The organism is Aquicoccus porphyridii (assembly GCF_008369105.1).
Taxonomy (GTDB): Bacteria; Pseudomonadota; Alphaproteobacteria; order Rhodobacterales; family Rhodobacteraceae; genus Aquicoccus; species Aquicoccus porphyridii.
In genome coordinates, this window is the sequence record NZ_VINQ01000001.1 from 537,353 (window position 1) to 554,591 (window position 17,239).

The 17,239-nt window shown below is 63.3% G+C and carries 17 protein-coding genes; 6 read left to right on the plus strand and 11 right to left on the minus strand.

What is annotated here, in order from left to right:
- Window positions 1-2: 2 nt before the first annotated feature.
- The 4 genes from FLO80_RS02630 to FLO80_RS02645 form a co-directional block, all read right to left on the minus strand.
- Window positions 3-431, minus strand: coding sequence for a VOC family protein (locus tag FLO80_RS02630; RefSeq protein ID WP_111361899.1), 429 nt, complete (start codon window positions 429-431; stop codon window positions 3-5).
- Complete coding sequence (gene hydA, locus FLO80_RS02635) at window positions 428-1,885, minus strand: dihydropyrimidinase (protein WP_111361898.1); 1,458 nt, start codon at window positions 1,883-1,885, stop codon at window positions 428-430. Before hydA ends, FLO80_RS02630 begins: the two co-directional genes overlap by 4 nt.
- A 24-nt stretch (window positions 1,886-1,909) precedes the next feature.
- Entirely contained in the window at window positions 1,910-2,260 is a 351-nt protein-coding gene (locus tag FLO80_RS02640) for a hypothetical protein (protein WP_111361897.1), read from the minus strand.
- 64 nt (window positions 2,261-2,324) lie between these two features.
- A complete protein-coding gene (locus FLO80_RS02645) occupies window positions 2,325-3,575 on the minus strand; it encodes a Zn-dependent hydrolase (protein WP_111361896.1) in 1,251 nt (416 codons plus the stop codon).
- Between the two features lie 240 nt (window positions 3,576-3,815).
- On the opposite strand from FLO80_RS02645, the gene FLO80_RS02650 reads away from it, so the two are divergent.
- Both FLO80_RS02650 and FLO80_RS02655 read left to right on the plus strand, forming a co-directional pair.
- Complete coding sequence (locus tag FLO80_RS02650; protein ID WP_111361895.1) at window positions 3,816-4,415, plus strand: TetR family transcriptional regulator C-terminal domain-containing protein; 600 nt, start codon at window positions 3,816-3,818, stop codon at window positions 4,413-4,415.
- Window positions 4,416-4,463: 48 nt separating this feature from the next.
- Window positions 4,464-4,694 (plus strand): N-(5'-phosphoribosyl)anthranilate isomerase, encoded by a 231-nt coding sequence (locus tag FLO80_RS02655; protein ID WP_111361894.1) that lies wholly within the window; start codon window positions 4,464-4,466, stop codon window positions 4,692-4,694.
- A 102-nt stretch (window positions 4,695-4,796) separates the two neighbouring features.
- Here FLO80_RS02655 and preA read toward each other — a convergent pair whose 3' ends face one another.
- From preA to FLO80_RS02690, 7 genes are all read right to left on the minus strand, one after another.
- Window positions 4,797-6,101 carry an NAD-dependent dihydropyrimidine dehydrogenase subunit PreA gene (gene preA, locus FLO80_RS02660; protein ID WP_111361893.1) on the minus strand — a complete coding sequence of 435 codons (1,305 nt, stop codon included), beginning with the start codon at window positions 6,099-6,101 and terminating at the stop codon, window positions 4,797-4,799.
- Window positions 6,094-7,443: an NAD(P)-dependent oxidoreductase gene (locus FLO80_RS02665; RefSeq protein WP_111361892.1), complete on the minus strand. Its 1,350-nt coding sequence runs from the start codon at window positions 7,441-7,443 to the stop codon at window positions 6,094-6,096. The genes preA and FLO80_RS02665 overlap by 8 nt, the downstream gene beginning before the upstream one ends.
- Before the next feature lie 138 nt (window positions 7,444-7,581).
- On the minus strand, window positions 7,582-8,271 hold the full coding sequence (locus FLO80_RS02670; protein ID WP_111361891.1) for an ABC transporter ATP-binding protein: 690 nt from the start codon (window positions 8,269-8,271) through the stop codon (window positions 7,582-7,584).
- Window positions 8,268-9,023 carry an ABC transporter ATP-binding protein gene (locus FLO80_RS02675; RefSeq protein WP_111361890.1) on the minus strand — a complete coding sequence of 252 codons (756 nt, stop codon included), beginning with the start codon at window positions 9,021-9,023 and terminating at the stop codon, window positions 8,268-8,270. The genes FLO80_RS02670 and FLO80_RS02675 overlap by 4 nt, the downstream gene beginning before the upstream one ends.
- Window positions 9,016-10,005, minus strand: a complete 990-nt coding sequence (locus FLO80_RS02680) for a branched-chain amino acid ABC transporter permease (protein ID WP_111361889.1) — start codon at window positions 10,003-10,005, stop codon at window positions 9,016-9,018. Before FLO80_RS02680 ends, FLO80_RS02675 begins: the two co-directional genes overlap by 8 nt.
- 3 nt (window positions 10,006-10,008) lie before the next feature.
- Entirely contained in the window at window positions 10,009-10,926 is a 918-nt protein-coding gene (locus tag FLO80_RS02685; RefSeq protein WP_111361888.1) for a branched-chain amino acid ABC transporter permease, read from the minus strand.
- Between the two features lie 66 nt (window positions 10,927-10,992).
- Window positions 10,993-12,132, minus strand: coding sequence for an ABC transporter substrate-binding protein (locus FLO80_RS02690; RefSeq protein ID WP_111361887.1), 1,140 nt, complete (start codon window positions 12,130-12,132; stop codon window positions 10,993-10,995).
- 311 nt (window positions 12,133-12,443) lie between these two features.
- Between FLO80_RS02690 and FLO80_RS02695 the strand changes: the two genes are divergently transcribed.
- The 4 genes from FLO80_RS02695 to FLO80_RS02710 all read left to right on the plus strand — a co-directional run bounded on the left by FLO80_RS02695 (window position 12,444) and on the right by FLO80_RS02710 (window position 17,238).
- On the plus strand, window positions 12,444-14,744 hold the full coding sequence (locus FLO80_RS02695) for a bifunctional salicylyl-CoA 5-hydroxylase/oxidoreductase (RefSeq protein WP_111362367.1): 2,301 nt from the start codon (window positions 12,444-12,446) through the stop codon (window positions 14,742-14,744).
- A complete protein-coding gene (locus FLO80_RS02700; RefSeq protein WP_111361886.1) occupies window positions 14,741-15,223 on the plus strand; it encodes a MarR family winged helix-turn-helix transcriptional regulator in 483 nt (160 codons plus the stop codon). The genes FLO80_RS02695 and FLO80_RS02700 overlap by 4 nt, the downstream gene beginning before the upstream one ends.
- A complete protein-coding gene (locus tag FLO80_RS02705; RefSeq protein ID WP_188078194.1) occupies window positions 15,223-16,023 on the plus strand; it encodes an enoyl-CoA hydratase family protein in 801 nt (266 codons plus the stop codon). The genes FLO80_RS02700 and FLO80_RS02705 overlap by 1 nt, the downstream gene beginning before the upstream one ends.
- Before the next feature lie 66 nt (window positions 16,024-16,089).
- Window positions 16,090-17,238 (plus strand): acyl-CoA dehydrogenase family protein, encoded by a 1,149-nt coding sequence (locus FLO80_RS02710; protein ID WP_111361884.1) that lies wholly within the window; start codon window positions 16,090-16,092, stop codon window positions 17,236-17,238.
- Window position 17,239 lies beyond the last annotated feature (1 nt).

Sequence of the window (17,239 nt, forward strand, 5' to 3'; positions counted from 1 at the left end):
GTTCACGCGCGGCGCTCCCACAGTTTTGGTTCGGCAAATTCTATGCTGTTTCCAGCCGGGTCGCGCAGGTAGACCGAGCGCGCGCCGTTCGGCCATCTGAAATCGGCCTCGATCTCGATCCCCGCCGCCTCGATCCGGGCGCGCCAGTCGTCGAGCGCGTCGCCCGGCACGTTGAAGCACAGATGTCCCGGCCCGGTCGCGCCGTGTGGCGGCACCGGCAGGGCAGTATCGGACGAGGGTGGAATCCGCGTCTCGTGCGCCACGAAAAGGAGCACGATGGTCTCGCCCGCGCGATAGAAGATGTGGCGCGGGTCGTGGCGGATCACCTCTTCGAGGCCAAGGAGATCGCCATAGAACCCCGCCGCCGCGTCGAGATCGTCGACATAAAGCGCGGCTTCGAGCACGCCGGATATGGCGGGTGTGTCGCTCATACGCCGCTGGCCGGGATGCCCGTGCGCTCGATCGGGCGGGGCGCGGTCAGGTCTTTCCACTGGCTGAGCGCGCGGTTCACGGGCGCGTTGGGTTCGCGGGCGACGAACTTGCCATGGCCCTCTTCGTTGCGCATCTCGCCGTCCATCACGGCGACCTGGCCCCGGGTCAGCACATAGCGCGGCAGGCCCTTGACATGCTGGCCCTCGAACACGTTGTAGTCGATCGCCGATTGCTGGGAGGCGGCGGTGATGGTCTTCTCTTTCTCGGGATCGAGCACGAGGATATCGGCATCGGCGCCCACGAGGATCGCACCCTTTTTCGGGTAGCAATTCAATATCTTGGCGATGTTCGTTGATGTCACGGCCACGAATTCGTTGGGGGTGAGCCGCCCGGTTCCGACACCATGGGTCCAGAGCATCGGGATGCGATCCTCGAGCCCGCCGGTGCCGTTGGGGATCTTGGTGAAATCGCCCACGCCATAGCGTTTCTGTTCGGTGGTGAAGGCGCAATGATCCGTCGCCACCACCGAGAGCGAGCCCGATTGCAGCCCGTTCCACAGGCTGTCCTGGTGCATCTTGTTGCGGAAGGGTGGCGACATCACGCGGCGCGCGGCATGGTCCCAATCCTTGTTGAAATATTCGCTCTCGTCGAGGGTCAGGTGCTGGATGAGCGGCTCGCCCCAGACCCGTTTGCCCTGCATCCGGGCGCGGCGGACGGCTTCATGTGATTCCTCGCAGGACACATGCACCACGTAGAGCGGAGCCCCAACCATGTCGGCGATCATGATCGCGCGGTTGGTGGCCTCGCCCTCGACCTGTGGCGGGCGGGAATAGGCGTGGGCCTCGGGGCCGGTGTTGCCCTCGGCCAGGAGCTTGGCGGAAAGCTCGGCCACGACATCGCCATTCTCGGCATGCACCATCGGCGTCGCGCCCAGTTCGGCCAGGCGTGAGAAGCTCGCGTAAAGCTCGTCATCATTGACCATGAGCGCGCCCTTGTAGGCGAGGAAGTGCTTGAACGTGTTGATGCCGCGCTCGCGCACCACCTTTTCCATGTCGTTGAAGACCTGCTCGCCCCACCATGTCACGGCCATGTGGAAGGAATAGTCGCAATTGGCGCGGGTCGACTTGTTGTCCCAGCGCTTGAGCGCGTCAAACAGCCCCTCGCCGGGGTTCGGGAGGGCGAAATCGACCACCATCGTGGTGCCGCCCGCCAGCGCCGCGCGGGTGCCGGATTCGAAATCATCCGAGGAATAGGTGCCCATGAAGGGCATTTCCAGATGGGTATGCGGGTCGATGCCGCCGGGCATGACATAGCAGCCGGTGGCGTCGAGTTCCTTATCGCCCTTGAGGCCCTTGCCGATCTCGGTGATCGTGCCGTTCTCGATCAGGACATCCGCTTCATAGGTCAGATCGGCGGTCACGACGGTGCCGTTCTTGATGACTGTGGTGCTCATTGTCCTAGTCTCCCTGTTTTTGTCTCAATGTATCGACCCGAAGACCGATACCGCGTCGCCATGGACGCCGATATCGACGGGGCCGTATTTCGATTCGACCGCGAGCGAAAAGAGTTCGGCCCACGGGATGTAGATGACGCGATAGGCGCCGTTCGATTGCGTGACGGCCCAGCAGGTTTCCGTCATGCCGCCCGGGAAAAGGGTTTCCACCGCGTGCGGCTCGATCAGCGCCGCGCGGAATTCCGCGAGCAACAGCCGGTGCCAGTCGGCCGGCATCGGTGCGACCTGCCCCACGCTGCGGATATTGCCCGCGTCGGGGTCGTAATCGTGAAGCTCGGTGGCGATGAGCGTCTGAATATCGTTCGCGGCACTCATGGTGGCATCTTGCTCCCAAAAGTCTCATGTGCCTGCCCGGGCGGGCAAGCTGCGGCAGGACAGATCACCCCACGATCTCCGCCGTTTCGACCACGGCATGCATCAGCACGTCGGCCCCGGCGCGGGCCCAGTCCTTGGAGATCTCTTCGGCCTCGTTATGCGAAAGCCCATCCACGCAGGGGCACATCACCATGGTCGTGGGATAGACCCGGTTGACCCAGCAGGCGTCATGCCCTGCCCCGGAAATCAGGTCCATGTGGCTATAGCCCAAGCGTTCGGCCGCATCGCGCACCCGGCCCACGAGGGTTTCGTCAAAGGCGGGCGGGTCGAAGAAGCCGACCACCTCGGATTTGAAATTGACCCCGATATCGGCACAGATCCCCGGCGCGGTCTCGTTCAGCTCCTGCACCATCGCTTCGAGCGTCTCGAGGATGTGGGAGCGGAAATCGACCGTGAAGACCACCTTTTCGGGGATGATGTTGCGACTGTTGGGATAGACGTCGATCTGGCCGATGGCGCCGACGGCGTTGGGTTGATACTGGAGCGCGATCTCGTGCACGAGTTCAGTCACCCGCGCGAGGCCGCGGCCCGCGTTGCGGCGCATGTACATCGGGGTCGAGCCGGTATGCTGGCCCTTGCCGGTGACCGTACATTCGATCCAGCGCAACCCCTGGCCGTGGGTGACGACGCCGACATCCTTGCCTTCGGCCTCGAGGATCGGCCCCTGTTCGATATGCAATTCGAAAAACGCATGCATCTTGCGTGCGCCGACCTTTTCCTCGCCCTTCCAGCCGATCCGCTCCAACTCGTCGCCGAAACGCTTGCCCTTGGCATCGACCCGGTCATAGGCCCAGTCCTGACCGAGCACGCCGGCGAACACGCCCGAGGCCAGCATCGCGGGGGCGAACCGCGTGCCTTCCTCGTTGGTCCAGTTGGTCACGACGATGGGATGTTTCGTCTTGATGTCGAGATCGTTGAGCGTGCGGATGATCTCGAGCCCCGCCAGCACGCCGAGCACCCCGTCGTATTTGCCGCCCGTGGGCTGGGTGTCGAGATGGCTTCCGACATAGACCGGAAGCGCATCGGGGTCGGTGCCCGGGCGCATCGCGAACATGGTGCCCATCTCGTCGACCCCCATGGTCAGCCCCGCCTCTTCGCACCAGGACTGGAACAGCGCGCGACCCTCGGCATCCTCGTCGGTGAGGGTCTGGCGGTTGTTGCCGCCGGCGATGCCGGGCCCGATTTTTGCCATCTCCATGAGGCTGTCCCAAAGACGGTCTGCGTTGATCCTCAGGTTTTCTCCCGGTGCGGGCATGGCGTGGTCCTCTCTGTCCGTTTTTTATGTCGAGGGAAGAGCGCGCACCTCACCTCCACTTTTGCCTGTTTTGACCAACAGGTCAAAACCGACGCTAACATGGCTTTACACTCAGTCAAGAACTTCGCATCATGTTGCCCTGTTCGGAAAGGCCATTCCACAAGAAAGGTCGATGCTTGATCATCTGGCAATCGGTTTGCCCGGGCAGGGGCGAGGATGTGAACGTGATGGCAGGCGTGGATGGCAACGCGGATTCAGCAAAAGAACACGGCTGCGATTCTCGAAGCGGCGCTTGACGTTTTCTCGACCCATGGCTTTCGCGGCGCAACCGTGGACCAGATCGCACGCGCGGCGGGTCTCTCAAAGCCGAACCTGCTTTATTATTTCCCCTCGAAAGAGGCGATTCATACCGCGCTTCTCGACGGGTTGCTCGAAGCATGGCTCGACCCGCTCCGGGCGCTCGACGAGGCGGGTGAGCCGCTCGACGAGGTCTTGGGCTATGTCCGGCGCAAGCTCGAGATGAGCCGGGATTTCCCGCGCGAAAGCCGCCTTTTCGCCAACGAGATCATCCAGGGCGCCCCACGGATCGGACCGTATCTGTCAGGCGAGTTGAAAGATCTCGTGGACGAGAAATCCCGGGTCATCCGCCACTGGATCGGGGATGGCAAGATCGCGCCGGTCGATCCCTATCACCTGTTCTTCTCGATCTGGGCGCTGACCCAGCATTACGCCGATTTCGACGTTCAGGTGCATGCGGTTCTGGGGAGCAAGGACATCGACCCCTACCCCGATGCACAGGCGCATCTCGAGGCGATTTTCACCCGGATGCTGCGCCCCTGATGGCCTTGGCTTAACCGGTGATTAACCTTGTCCTGCCAGCATGAAGTCATGCAGATGGTGACACGGAAAACGCGAGCGGACGCCTGGATCGACCAGGTATTCTCGGCCCGGGCCGCCCGAAAGGGCGCCGTGATCCGAAGGTCCATTGCCTGGATCCACCGCGAAGTCGGCCAGGACCGCTTCTTCGCGGAAGTTCGCAAACGTGGCCACCGGTTGATGCAGACTGCCGATCAATACATCGTCGTGTGCCACAACGGGCCGATCCATATCCTGATCTAGAGCGTTCCGCCTTATCCCCGGCTCCGACAAAAGACCAAACACCCAAGAAAATTCGCAGAATTTTCGGTCACGATTTTTCTGCGAAAAATCACGTTCATAATGTCATTCCGCCGCCTGCGCCGCCGGGTTGTTGGGGTGCATTGTCCAGTTGGCATAGTCGTCCGAGACCACCCGGCCCGTGCGCGGATCGGTCTGACCCGCCTCCATGCGTTCCATGGTGATGCAATCCTCGACCGGGCAGACATTGATGCACAGGTTGCAGGCCACGCATTCGGCGTCGTTGACCTCGAAAACCCGCCCCTCCTTCATCCAGATCGCCTGGTGCGAGGTGTCTTCGCAGGCGGCATAGCAGCGACCGCACTTGATGCAGCTTTCCTGGTCGATGCGGGCCTTGGTCACGAAGTTGAGGTTGAGATATTGCCAGTCGGTCACGTTCGGCACGGCCTTGCCGATGAACTGATCGGTGCTCTCGTAGCCTTTCTGGTCCATCCAGTCGCTGAGCCCCGAGATCATCTCCTGCACCACCTTGAAACCATAGGTCATGGCCGCCGTGCAGACCTGCACATTGCCCGCGCCAAGCGCCATGAATTCAGCCGCATCGCGCCAGGTCGTCACCCCGCCGATCCCCGAGATGGGCAGGCCCGCGGTTTCCGCGTCGCGGGCGATCTCGGCCACCATGTTGAGTGCCATGGGTTTCACCGCCGGACCGCACAACCCGCCATGGCTGCCCTTGCCGTCGATCGCGGGTTCGGGGCAGAAATCGTCGAGATCGACCGAGGTGATGGAACTCACGGTGTTGATCAGGCTCACCGCGTCGGCCCCGCCCGCCTTGGCGGCGCGTGCGGGATAGCGGATATCGGTGATGTTGGGGGTGAGTTTCACGATCACCGGCTTGTCGTAGTTTTCCTTGCACCAGCGCGTGACCATCTCGATATATTCGGGCACCTGCCCGACGGCCGAGCCCATGCCGCGTTCGCTCATCCCGTGGGGGCAGCCGAAATTGAGCTCGATCCCGTCAGCGCCGGTTTCGGCGACGCGCGGCAGGATCGCTTTCCAGCTTTCCTCGGTGCAGGGCACCATCAGCGACACGATGATCGCCCGGTCCGGGTAGTCCTTTTTTACCCGCGCGATCTCGTCGAGGTTGGTTTGCAGCGGGCGGTCGGTGATCAGCTCGATATTGTTGAGCGCCAGAAGGCGCCTGTCGGCGCCCCAGACGGCCCCGTAGCGGGGGCCGTTGACATTGACGATGGGCGGGCCCTCCTCGCCCAGCGTTTTCCAGACCACGCCGCCCCAGCCCGCTTCGAAGGCGCGGCGCACGTTATACTCCTTGTCCGTGGGTGGCGCGCTGGCCAGCCAGAACGGGTTCGGCGTTGTTATTCCAAGGAAATTCGTCGTGAGATCAGCCATTTGCCGGCCCTCCTTCACCCATCAGGGATTTGTGGATCGCTTCGGCCGCGTCGCGGCCCTGGGCCACGGCGGTCACGGTGAGGTCTTCGCCCTCGGCCGAGCAATCGCCGCCCGCCCAGACATTGGCCAGCGATGTGCGGTGGCCCGCATCGGCGGCAAGTGCCGCGCCTTTGCGCGTGAGGGCGTCGGGCGCGTCTTCGAGCACCTGCCCGATGGCCAGGAACACCTGATCCGCGGGCAGGTCGAACCGTTCCCCGGTGCCTTTGAGGCCGGACCCGTTGGTGGCGGTATATTCGAAGGTGACGCTTTCAACCGCCCCGGCCCCGTTCGCCGAAACCGGTTGTGCGTTGAACACGAGGGTGACCCCCTTGGAGGTGGCGAGATCCTGTTCATAGCGGCTTGCCGGCATTTCGGACTGTGCGCGGCGGTAGACGATGGTGACGGACTCGGCCCCCAGGAGCCGCGATTGCACCGCGGCGTCAACGGCGGTCATGCCGCCGCCGATCACGACCACGTGGCGGCCCACTGGCAGGGTCGAAAGGTCGTCAGTCTGGCGCAGATCGGCGATGAAATCGACCGCCGGGCGGATGCCATCGAGATCGAACCCGTCAAGCCGGTTCACGCCGGTCTTGCCGATGCCGAGGAACACCGCGTCATGGGCATCGGAGAGCTGATCCAGCGTGACGTCATGCCCCAGCGCCTGACCATAACGAATGTCGATGCCGCCGATGTCCAGGAGCCAGTCGACCTCGGCCTGGGCGAAACCGTTCACGGTCTTGTAGCTGGCGATGCCGTATTCGTTCAGTCCGCCGGGCTTGTCGCGCTTCTCGTAAATCACGACATTATGCCCATGCATCGCAAGGCGGTGGGCGCAGGCCAGACCCGCCGGGCCCGCCCCCACCACGGCCACGGATTTTCCGGTGGCCGCCGCACGGGAGAAGGGTTGCGGACCATGGGCCATCAGGGCATCCGTGGCAAAACGCTGCAAGCGCCCGATCTCGACCGGTTTGCCCTCGGCCATCTCGCGCACGCAGGCCTCTTCGCAAAGCGTCTCGGTCGGGCAGACCCGGGCGCACATTCCACCAAGGATATTCTGTTCAAGAATGGTCTTGCCCGCCGCAAGCGGCGTTCCGGTCGTGATCTGGCGGATGAAAAGCGGGATGTCGATATCGGTCGGACAGGCCGTGATACAGGGCGCGTCGTGACAGAAATAGCAACGGTCAGCAGCGACATGCGCCTCATGCGCGTCAAGCGGCGGGTGCAGGTCCGAAAAATTCTCGGCCAGAACATCCTCTGCAAGACGGCCCGCGACGATGCCGGGGGTCCGGATGGTATGCGCCATTGTGGCAAATCTCCCAGTTCGGTTTTGTTTTCCTCAGGGTGCCACAAGTTGAAATTTTATCAAATGGTAAATTTTTGAAATCCGGCAATTCCACACCTAGAGCGCGCGCAATGCACGATTTTTCGGCGAAAAATCGGCTCAGACGCCGAGGTAGCGATCCCGCTTTTCGGCATCGAGACGGTCGAATCCGCCGCCCCAGACAGACCGGCCGCGTTCGAGAATCACCCCTCGATCGGCAACGCGAGAGAGTTCCTTGAGCGATTTGTCGACTACGAGAATGGACAGCCCGGTGTCGCGCTTGAGCTGTCCGATGGCGGCCCAGATCTCGTTGCGGATCACCGGGGCAAGGCCCTCGGTCGCCTCGTCGAGAATGAGGATGCGCGGATTGGTCATCAGCGCCCGCCCGATCGCCAGCATCTGCTGTTCCCCGCCCGAAAGCGACACCGCCATCTGGCCCGCGCGCTCGCCCAGCCGGGGGAAAAAGTCGAACACGCGGCGCAGGGTCCAGTCACCGGGCCGGGCCGAGGCGATCAGGTTCTCCCGCACGCTGAGATTGGGAAAACAGCGCCGCCCCTCGGGCACAAGGCCGAGCCCGGCCCGCGCGGCGCGATAGGACGGCCAGCGCGCCATGTCCTGCCCGTCGAGCATCACCGCCCCGCCGCGATGTTTCAGCATCCGGCAGATCACCTTGATCGTGGTGGTCTTGCCCATGCCGTTGCGGCCCATGAGTGCCACGACCTCGCCCTGATCGAGCCTGAGCGAGACGTCGAAAAGCGCCTGGGACGGGCCATAGAAGGCCGAGACATGTTCGAGACGCAAAAGGCTCATTCTTCGTCCTCCTCGCCGAGATAGGCCTCGCGCACCTCGCGGTTGGCGCGGATTTCGTCCGGTGATCCGGTGGCGATGATCCGGCCGTAGACCAGAACGCTGATCCGGTCGGCCAATTGGAAGACCGCGTCCATGTCATGTTCGACCAGAAGGATCGGCGCGCGGGATTTGAGGTTGCGCAGGAACTCCACGAGGATGGCGGAGCCTTCGGCCCCGAGCCCGGCCATGGGTTCGTCCATCAGGAAAACATGCGGCCGGAGCGTGAGCGCCACGGCGACCTCGAGCTGGCGGCGCTGGCCGTGGCTGAGATCGGCGGTGCGAAAATGGGCGAATTCCTCGAGACCGACCTCGCGCAGGGCCTCGATGGCCGTTGCGCGCAGATCGCTGTCGCGCATCACCGGACGCCAGACGCCCGGCACGCGGTGGCGCGCACCGAGCGCGCCCAGCACCGCGTTTTGCAGCACCGTGTCCTCCATCGCCAGTGAGGATATCTGGAACGTCCGGCCCAGCCCGGCATTGGCCCGGGCCACCGTGTCGTGATGGGTGACGTTGCGCCCTTCGAGCCAGACCTCGCCGCTATCCGGGCGCAGGCTTCCGGCGATCTGCGCGATCAGGGTCGATTTGCCCGCGCCGTTGGGACCAATGAGTGCGTGAATCTCGCCCTGCTTGAGATCGAGCGACACGTCATCCGACGCCTTGAGCGCGCCGAAGGACTTGGAAATGCCGCGAATGTCGAGAAGCGACTCAGTCATGGCCACCTCCCCCGTTGCGCCCCGCCAGAAGCCCGATCAGACCGCCCCGCGCGAACAGCACGACGATCAGCAGGAGCGCGCCGAGATAGATGTGCCAGTAATCCGACACGCCGCCCAGCACCTCTTCGAGGATGATGAAAAGCGCAGCGCCCGCCACCGGCCCGAAAAGCCGCGCCACACCGCCCAGGATCACGAAGATCATGATTTCCCCGCTGGTTTGCCACGAGAACATCACCGGGCTGACGAAGCGGTTGAGATCGGCATAGAGCGCCCCGGCCAAGCCGGTGATCGCGCCCGAGATGACAAAGGCGATGAGCCGCAGGCGATAGGGTTCGATCCCCACTGCGCGCACCCGCGCCTCGTTCTGGCGCGCGGCGTTGAGAGCGAGGCCAAAGCCCGAGCGCGAGATGCGCGCGACGATGAAGAGGCCCAGCATGAGCAAGGCAAAGCACAGCCCGAAGAAATGCATGGGATCGAGCGTGTTGAGCCCCGGGAAGCGGTCGCGGACATAGATCGACAGCCCGTCCTCGCCGCCATAGGCGGGCCAGGAGATGGTGAAGTAATAGAACATCTGGCCAAAGGCCAAGGTGATCATGATGAAATAGACCCCCGAGGTGCGCAGGCTGAGCGCGCCGGTGGCCAGCGCCACAAGTGCGGAGACCACGATTGCCAGGAGCCAGATCACCGGCATGGATTGGGTGCCCTCGATCAGGAACGGCCATTCCATGATCGGGTCATAGCTTTGCGCGTGGCTGGCCAGGATGCCCGCCGCGTAGCCGCCGATGCCGAAAAACATCGCGTGGCCCAGGCTCACCAACCCGCCCAGCCCCAGCGCAAGGTTGAGCCCGACACCGGCCAGCGCAAGGATCACGACCTTGGTGGCCAGCGTGATCGTATAGGGTTCGTCCATGGCCCAGGCTGCCAGCGGAACCGCCAGCAGTCCGAGGGTCAGAACCGTGTTGATCAGGGTTTCCCGCCGCATGGTTCAGGCGCTCCCGTAAAGGCCGGTGGGTTTGAACAGCAGGATCGCCGCCATCAGGATATAGATCGACATCGACGCCAGGGCCGAACCGATCGACGTGGCCGCGGACGGGTTCATGAAGGCACCGAACAGGACCGGCAAAAGCACACGCCCCATCGTGTCGGTCAACCCGACCAGAAGCGCCCCGACAAAGGCACCGCGGATCGAGCCGATTCCGCCGATCACGATGGTCACGAAGGCCAGGATCAGCACCGGTTCACCCATGCCGACCTGCACCGACTGGATCGCGCCGACCAGTGCGCCCGCGAAGCCCGCAAGCGCCGCACCGAGGGCGAAAACCGCCGTGTAAAGCACCGCGATATTGACCCCGAGTGCCGCGATCATCTCGCGGTCGCTTTCGCCCGCGCGGATACGCATCCCGATCCGCGTCCGGGTGATCAGCAGGAAAAGACCAAAGGCCACGACAAACCCGATCCCGATGATGGCAAGGCGATAGGCCGGGTAACTGATGCCAAAGGGCAGATCGACCGCGCCCGAGAGGGCGCTCGGCACATCGAGATAGAGCGGGAAAGATCCGAACACCCAGCGGGTGCCTTCGGAAAAGATCAGGATCAGGGCAAAGGTGGCCAGCACCTGGTCGAGGTGATCGCGGTCATAAAGCCTTCGGATCACGACCATTTCGACGATCACCCCGGCGATCGCGGCGGCGGCCAGCGACGCGATCAGCGCCAGTGTGAAACTGCCGGTCGCCGAGGCCACGGCCGCGGCGGCAAAGGCCCCCACCATGTAGAGCGAGCCATGCGCGAGGTTGATGAGCCCCATCACCCCGAAGATGAGCGTGAGCCCCGCCGCCATGAGAAACAGCATGACCCCGAATTGCAGCCCGTTGAGAAGCTGCTCGATCAGAAGGACCAGATCCATATGCCCGTAAACCTGCCGTGAATTTCGTCTGGGCCGCCAGAGCGCGAAGCCCCGGCGGCCATCGACTTACATCTTGCAGTCAACGCCATAGGCGTCGGTGTGATCCTCGGCCGCCACGCCGATCACCTTGTTGGTGACGACATCGCCCTCCTTGACCACCTCACGCATGTAGATGGTGTGGATCGGGTGATGGTTCGGCGCGAATTTGAAATCACCCCGGACCGACTGGAAATCCGCCTCTTTCAGCGCGGCGCGGAACGCATCCGCGTCCGAGACATCGGCCTTTTCCATCGCCGAGGCCAGAAGCAGCCCGGTATCGAACCCCTGCGCGGCATAGAGCGACGGAAGGCGGCCGAATTCCTCGGTAAAGCTTGCCACGAACTCGGCATTGCCGGGCACATCGAGATCCTTGGACCAGTGCGAGGTGTTCTTGACGCCAAGCGCGGCCTCGCCGATGGCACCCAGAATACCCTGATCGAAGCTGAAGGCCGGGCCCATCACCGGCTTGTCCGCACCGGACCCGGCATATTGCTTCATGAAGGAAATCCCCATGCCGCCGGGCAGGAAGTAATAGAGCATATCCGCATCATCCGCCCGGATCTGGGCGATTTCGGCGGCATAGTCGGTCTGGCCAAGCTTGGTATAGACCTCGTTGGAGACCTCACCATCGTAGAAGCGCTTGAACCCCGCGATCATGTCCTTGCCCGCCGGATAGTTGGGCGCCAGCAGGAAGACCTTCTCGACGCCGTTTTCCGTGGCCCAGGCACCCGCCGCCTCGTTGAAGGCGTCGTTCTGCCAGGACACGTTGAAATAGTTCGGATGGCACCCCTTGCCAGCCAGCGCCGAGGGCCCGGCATTGGGCGAGAGATAGAACTTGCCCTGCGCCGTCACCGACGGCACCACCGCCATGGCGAGGTTGGACCAGATGATCCCGGTCAGCACATCGACCTTTTCCGACTGCACCAGCTTGTCGGCCAGTTGCACCGCCACGTCTGGCTTGCGCTGATCGTCCTCGACCACCAGTTCGATATCCGAGCGACCCGATTGCTTGACCGCCAGCATGAAACCGTCACGCACATCAATCCCGAGTCCGGCACCGCCCCCCGACAGCGTTGTGATCATCCCGACCTTGAGGCCATCGGCCTGTGCCGCGCCGGTTGTCATCGCCGCGGCACAGGCCGCGAGCATAAATGATTTCAATTTCATTTTCTTCCTCCCGTTGATCGGCATTATATTGCCCCACCATCCCGGGCCATCTTCCCGATACAGCGCGAATCTCCGCTGCCGGTGATGCAATATATTGCTCAGCCCTAAGGGTTCCCAACGCGACCGCGCTTGTCAACAAAAACGTAAGCATGCCCACAAGAAACCCGGTCTCGCCGCCTCCCGCTCACCAGCTTGCCCTCGGCGGGCGGTAAAATCAACATATATAATTTTCAAGCTTGAAATATTTAGACATGTTGGCCAGACTGACCCCATCGGGCCTGTTCCGGCCCGGCGAATCATGGGAGGCCTCGATGCGGGTTGCATGTCTGGGGGGTGGGCCGGCCGGCCTTTACTTTGCGATCTCAATGAAGCTGCGCGACCCCGCGCATGAGGTCGCGGTAATTGAACGCAACCGCGCCAATGACACCTTCGGCTGGGGTGTGGTTCTTTCGGATGACGCGCTGGACAAGCTGCAAACCAACGATCCGAAAAGCGCACGGGCGATCCGCGATCATTTCGCATATTGGGACGATATCGCCGTGGTCCACCAGGGCCAGCGCACCGTGTCCGGCGGGCATGGCTTTGCCGGGATCGGGCGCAAGCAGATGCTGAGCCTGCTACAGGAACGCGCCCGCGAGCTCGGCGTCGACCTGCGGTTCGAAACCGAATTCAGGAGCGCCGAGGACTACCGGAAGGAATTTGACCTCGTCGTCGGCTGCGACGGGATCAATTCGCGCGTCCGGCAGGAATATGCCGACGCGTTCAAGCCCGACATCGACACCCGCAAATGCAAGTTCGTCTGGCTTGGCACGCATCAGAAATTCGACGACGCCTTCACCTTCATTTTCGAGAAGACCGAACATGGCTGGATCTGGGCGCATGTCTACCAGTTCGACGCCGACACCGCGACCTTCATCGTGGAATGCAGCCAGGAAACCTGGGACAGGTTCGGCTTTGAGGGCATGAGCAAGGAAGAGATCGTCGAGACCTGCCGCAAGGTGTTCGAGGATCACCTCGGCGGGCATGAATTGATGTCGAACGCGGCGCATCTGCGCGGCTCGGCGGTCTGGATCAACTTCCCGCGCGTGCTTTGCGAGACGTGGTATCATGAGAATGTGGTGCTTCTGGGCGACGCTTCGGCGACGGCGCATTTCTCGATCGGGTCCGGTTCGCGGCTCGCGTTCGACAGTGCCATCGCGCTGGCCGATTACCTGCATTCCGAACCCAGCATGGAGGCCGCGTTCCAGCGGTACCAGGACGAGCGGCGGCTCGAAGTGCTGCGCCTGCAATCAGCGGCGCGCAACAGTCTTGAATGGTTCGAAGAGGTCGAACGCTATCTCGATCTCGACCCGGTGCAGTTCAATTATTCGCTGCTGACCCGGTCGCAGAGGATTTCCCATGAAAACCTGCGCCTGCGCGATCATGAATGGCTTGAAAGTGCCGAGCGCTGGTTCATGGATCAGGCGGGCGTGCCCAAAGAGGCCCCGGTGCGTGCGCCGATGTTCACACCCTTCGCGCTGCGTGACATGACGCTCAAGAACCGGGTCGTCGTCTCGCCCATGGCGCAATACAAGGCGGTGGGTGGTAGCCCGACGGATTGGCATCTCGTGCATCTGGGCGAGCGTGCCAAGGGCGGCGCGGGCCTTGTCTATACCGAGATGACCTGCGTGAGCGCCGAAGGGCGGATCACGCCGGGCTGTCCCGGGCTTTATGCGCCCGAACACGAAACCGCATGGGGCCGAATCGTGGATTTCGTGCACGCCGAGACGGACGCAAAGATCTGCTGCCAGATTGGCCATTCCGGGCGCAAGGGGTCGACCCAGTTGGGGTGGGAGCGGATGGACGCCCCCCTGCCCGATGGCAATTGGGAGGTCGTGTCGGCCTCGCCGATCCCGTGGTCACCCGAAAACCCCGTCCCGCGCGAGATCACCCGCGCCGAGATGGACGTGGTGCGCGATCAGTTCGTGGACGCGGCGCATATGGCCAATCGGGCGGGCTTTGACATGATCGAGTTGCACGCCGCGCATGGCTATCTCATCTCGTCCTTCATCTCGCCGGTGTCGAACACACGGGGCGATGCGTATGGCGACAATCTTGAGAACCGGATGCGCTATCCGCTCGAAGTGTTCGCGGCGATGCGCAGCGTTTGGCCCGAAGGCAAACCGATGAGCGTGCGCATTTCGGCCAATGACTGGGTCGGCGATCACGGTGTCACGCCCGAAGAGGCGGTCGAGATCGCGCGCATGTTCGCCGAGGCGGGCGCCGATATCATCGACGTCTCGGCCGGGCAGACCAGCACCGAGGCGAAGCCCGTCTATGGCCGGATGTTCCAGACGCCTTTCTCGGATCGCATCCGCAACGAGGCCGGGATCAAGACCATGGCCGTGGGCAACATCTACGAGGCCGACCACGCCAATTCGATCCTGATGGCGGGGCGTGCCGATCTGGTTGCGGTGGGGCGGCCGCACCTGGCCGATCCCTATTGGACCTTTCACGAGGCGGCCCGGATCGGGGACCGGCACGGCAACGACTGGCCCCTGCCCTATCTTGCCGGGCGTGATCAGCTCTGGCGGCTGGCCGACCGCGAGGCAGAGATGGTGGGCAACGTATGAGCGAGGCACGCAAGACCGAAACGACCGACCGCAAGGAGCCGCTCTCCAAGGCGCGGCTGCGGCTCTGGCTCAAGCTTTTGAAGGCATCGAACCTGATCGAGGCCAGTCTTCGCCAGAAACTCAGGGCCGAGTTCGGGTCGACCCTGCCGCGGTTCGACGTGATGTCGGCGCTCTATCGCAGCCCCGAGGGTCTCAAGATGAGCCAGATTTCGCAGATGCTGCGCGTGTCGAACGGCAATATCACCGGGATCGTCGACAAGCTCACCGAGGAGGGGCTGGCGCTTCGCGTGGCCGTGCCGGGCGACCGGCGGGCGCACCGGGTACGGCTAACCGACAAGGGGCACGAGGTGTTCGCCACTCATGCCGCCGCGCATGAAGGCTGGATCGACGCGATGCTGGCCGGACTCGATTCCGACGATGTGGACGGCATGGTCCGCCGTCTCGACCACCTTAGCGACACGATGAAGGAGCATGACTGATGCGCAGCGACGTGAAACATTTCAAATGCGAGATCGACGGCGGGATCGCGACCATCGCGCTCGACCGGCCGGACCGCAAGAATCCGCTGACCTTCGACTCCTATGCCGAGCTGCGCGACTGGTTTCGTGATCTGCATTATGACGACGAGGTCAAGGCGGTGGTCATTGCCCCCAATGGCGGCAATTTCAGCTCGGGCGGCGATGTGCATGAAATCATCGGCCCGCTGACCAAGATGACGATGAAAGAGCTTTTGCGCTTTACCCGGATGACCGGTGATCTGGTCAAGGCGATGCTGGGTTGCGGCAAGCCGATCATTGCCGCCGTCGACGGGGTCTGTGCGGGTGCCGGGGCGATCATGGCGATGGCTTCGGATATTCGCCTCGCTACGCCAGAGGCCAAGACCGCGTTCCTCTTTACCCGCGTCGGGCTGGCCGGTTGCGATATGGGGGCCTGTGCGATCCTGCCGCGCATCATCGGCCAGTCGCGCGCCGCCGAACTGCTTTACACCGGGCGCAGCATGTCGGCGCAGGAAGGCGTGGACTGGGGCTTTTTCAGCCGCGAAGTCGCCGCCGACGACCTTTTGGCCGAGGCGCAGACGCTGGCCGCGCGGATCGCCGAGGGGCCCAATTTCGCCCATATGATGACCAAGACGATGCTGGCGCAGGAATGGTCGATGAGCCTTGAAATGGCGATCGAGGCCGAGGCGCAGGCGCAGGCGATCTGCATGCAGGGGCAGGATTTCCAGCGCGCCTATCATGCCTTTGTGGCCAAGGAAAAACCCGTGTTCGAGGGCGACTGAGCCGAGAGCCCGGGGGCCAGCCCCCGGACCCCCCGGAGTATTTGGAGCAAGATGAAAGAGGGTGCGATGAGTGACAGGAGCTTTCTGAACTGGCCGTTCTTCGAGGATCGCCACCGGGCACTGGCCGAGGAGTTGGAGCGCTTCGCCGCGGGCCTCACCATCGACCACTCAGACACGGATGCCGCCTGCCGCGCGCTGGTTTCGGCATTGGGTGAGGCGGGATTCCTGCAATATTCCGGTGACTTGGACGGACAACTTGACGTGCGCTCGCTTTGCCTCATTCGCGAGACTCTGGCACGCCATGACGGGCTTGCCGATTTCGCCTTTGCGATGCAGGGGCTGGGCACCGGGGCGATCTCGCTTTTCGGGACAGAGGCGCAGAAACAGGAATGGCTGCCGCTCACGCGGTCGGGACAGGCGATTTCGGCCTTTGCGCTGACCGAACCCGCCTCGGGATCGGATGTCGCCAATTCCACGATGACGGCGACACGTGACGGGGATGATTATGTTCTGAACGGCGAGAAGACGTGGATCTCGAATGGCGGGATTGCAGATGTCTATACGCTTTTCGCCCGCACCGGCGAGGCGCCGGGGGCCAAGGGGCTCTCGGCGTTCATCGTGCCTGCCGACCTGCCCGGGTTCGAAGTCGCGGAACGGCTTGAAACCATTGCCCCGCACCCGCTGGCCACGCTGCGGTTCACCGATTGCCGCGTGCCGGCGTCGGCCATGATCGGCGCGCCGGGCGCGGGGTTCCGGATCGCGATGTCGGTGCTCGACGTGTTCCGCTCGACCGTGGCGGCGGCGGCGCTGGGGTTTGCCCGCCGTGCGCTTGACGAGGCGCTGACGCGGGTCACGACGCGCCATGTGCAAGGCGCACCGCTCTTTGATCTGCAGATGGTGCAGGGGCATATCGCGGATATGGCGCTTGATGTCGATGCGGCCGCGCTTCTGGTCTATCGCGCCGCCTGGACCAAGGATTCCGGCGCGCCACGGGTCACGCGCGAGGCGGCGATGGCCAAGCTTTTCGCCACCGATCAGGCCCAGAAGGTCATTGACCGCGCGGTGCAGTTGCACGGCGGTGACGGGGTGAAATCTGGCGAAACGGTCGAGAAACTCTACCGCGAGATCCGCGCGCTTCGGATTTACGAAGGGGCCTCGGACGTGCAGCGCGTGGTGATCGCTCGCCAGACACTGGGGCAGCATCAGGGAGGATAGG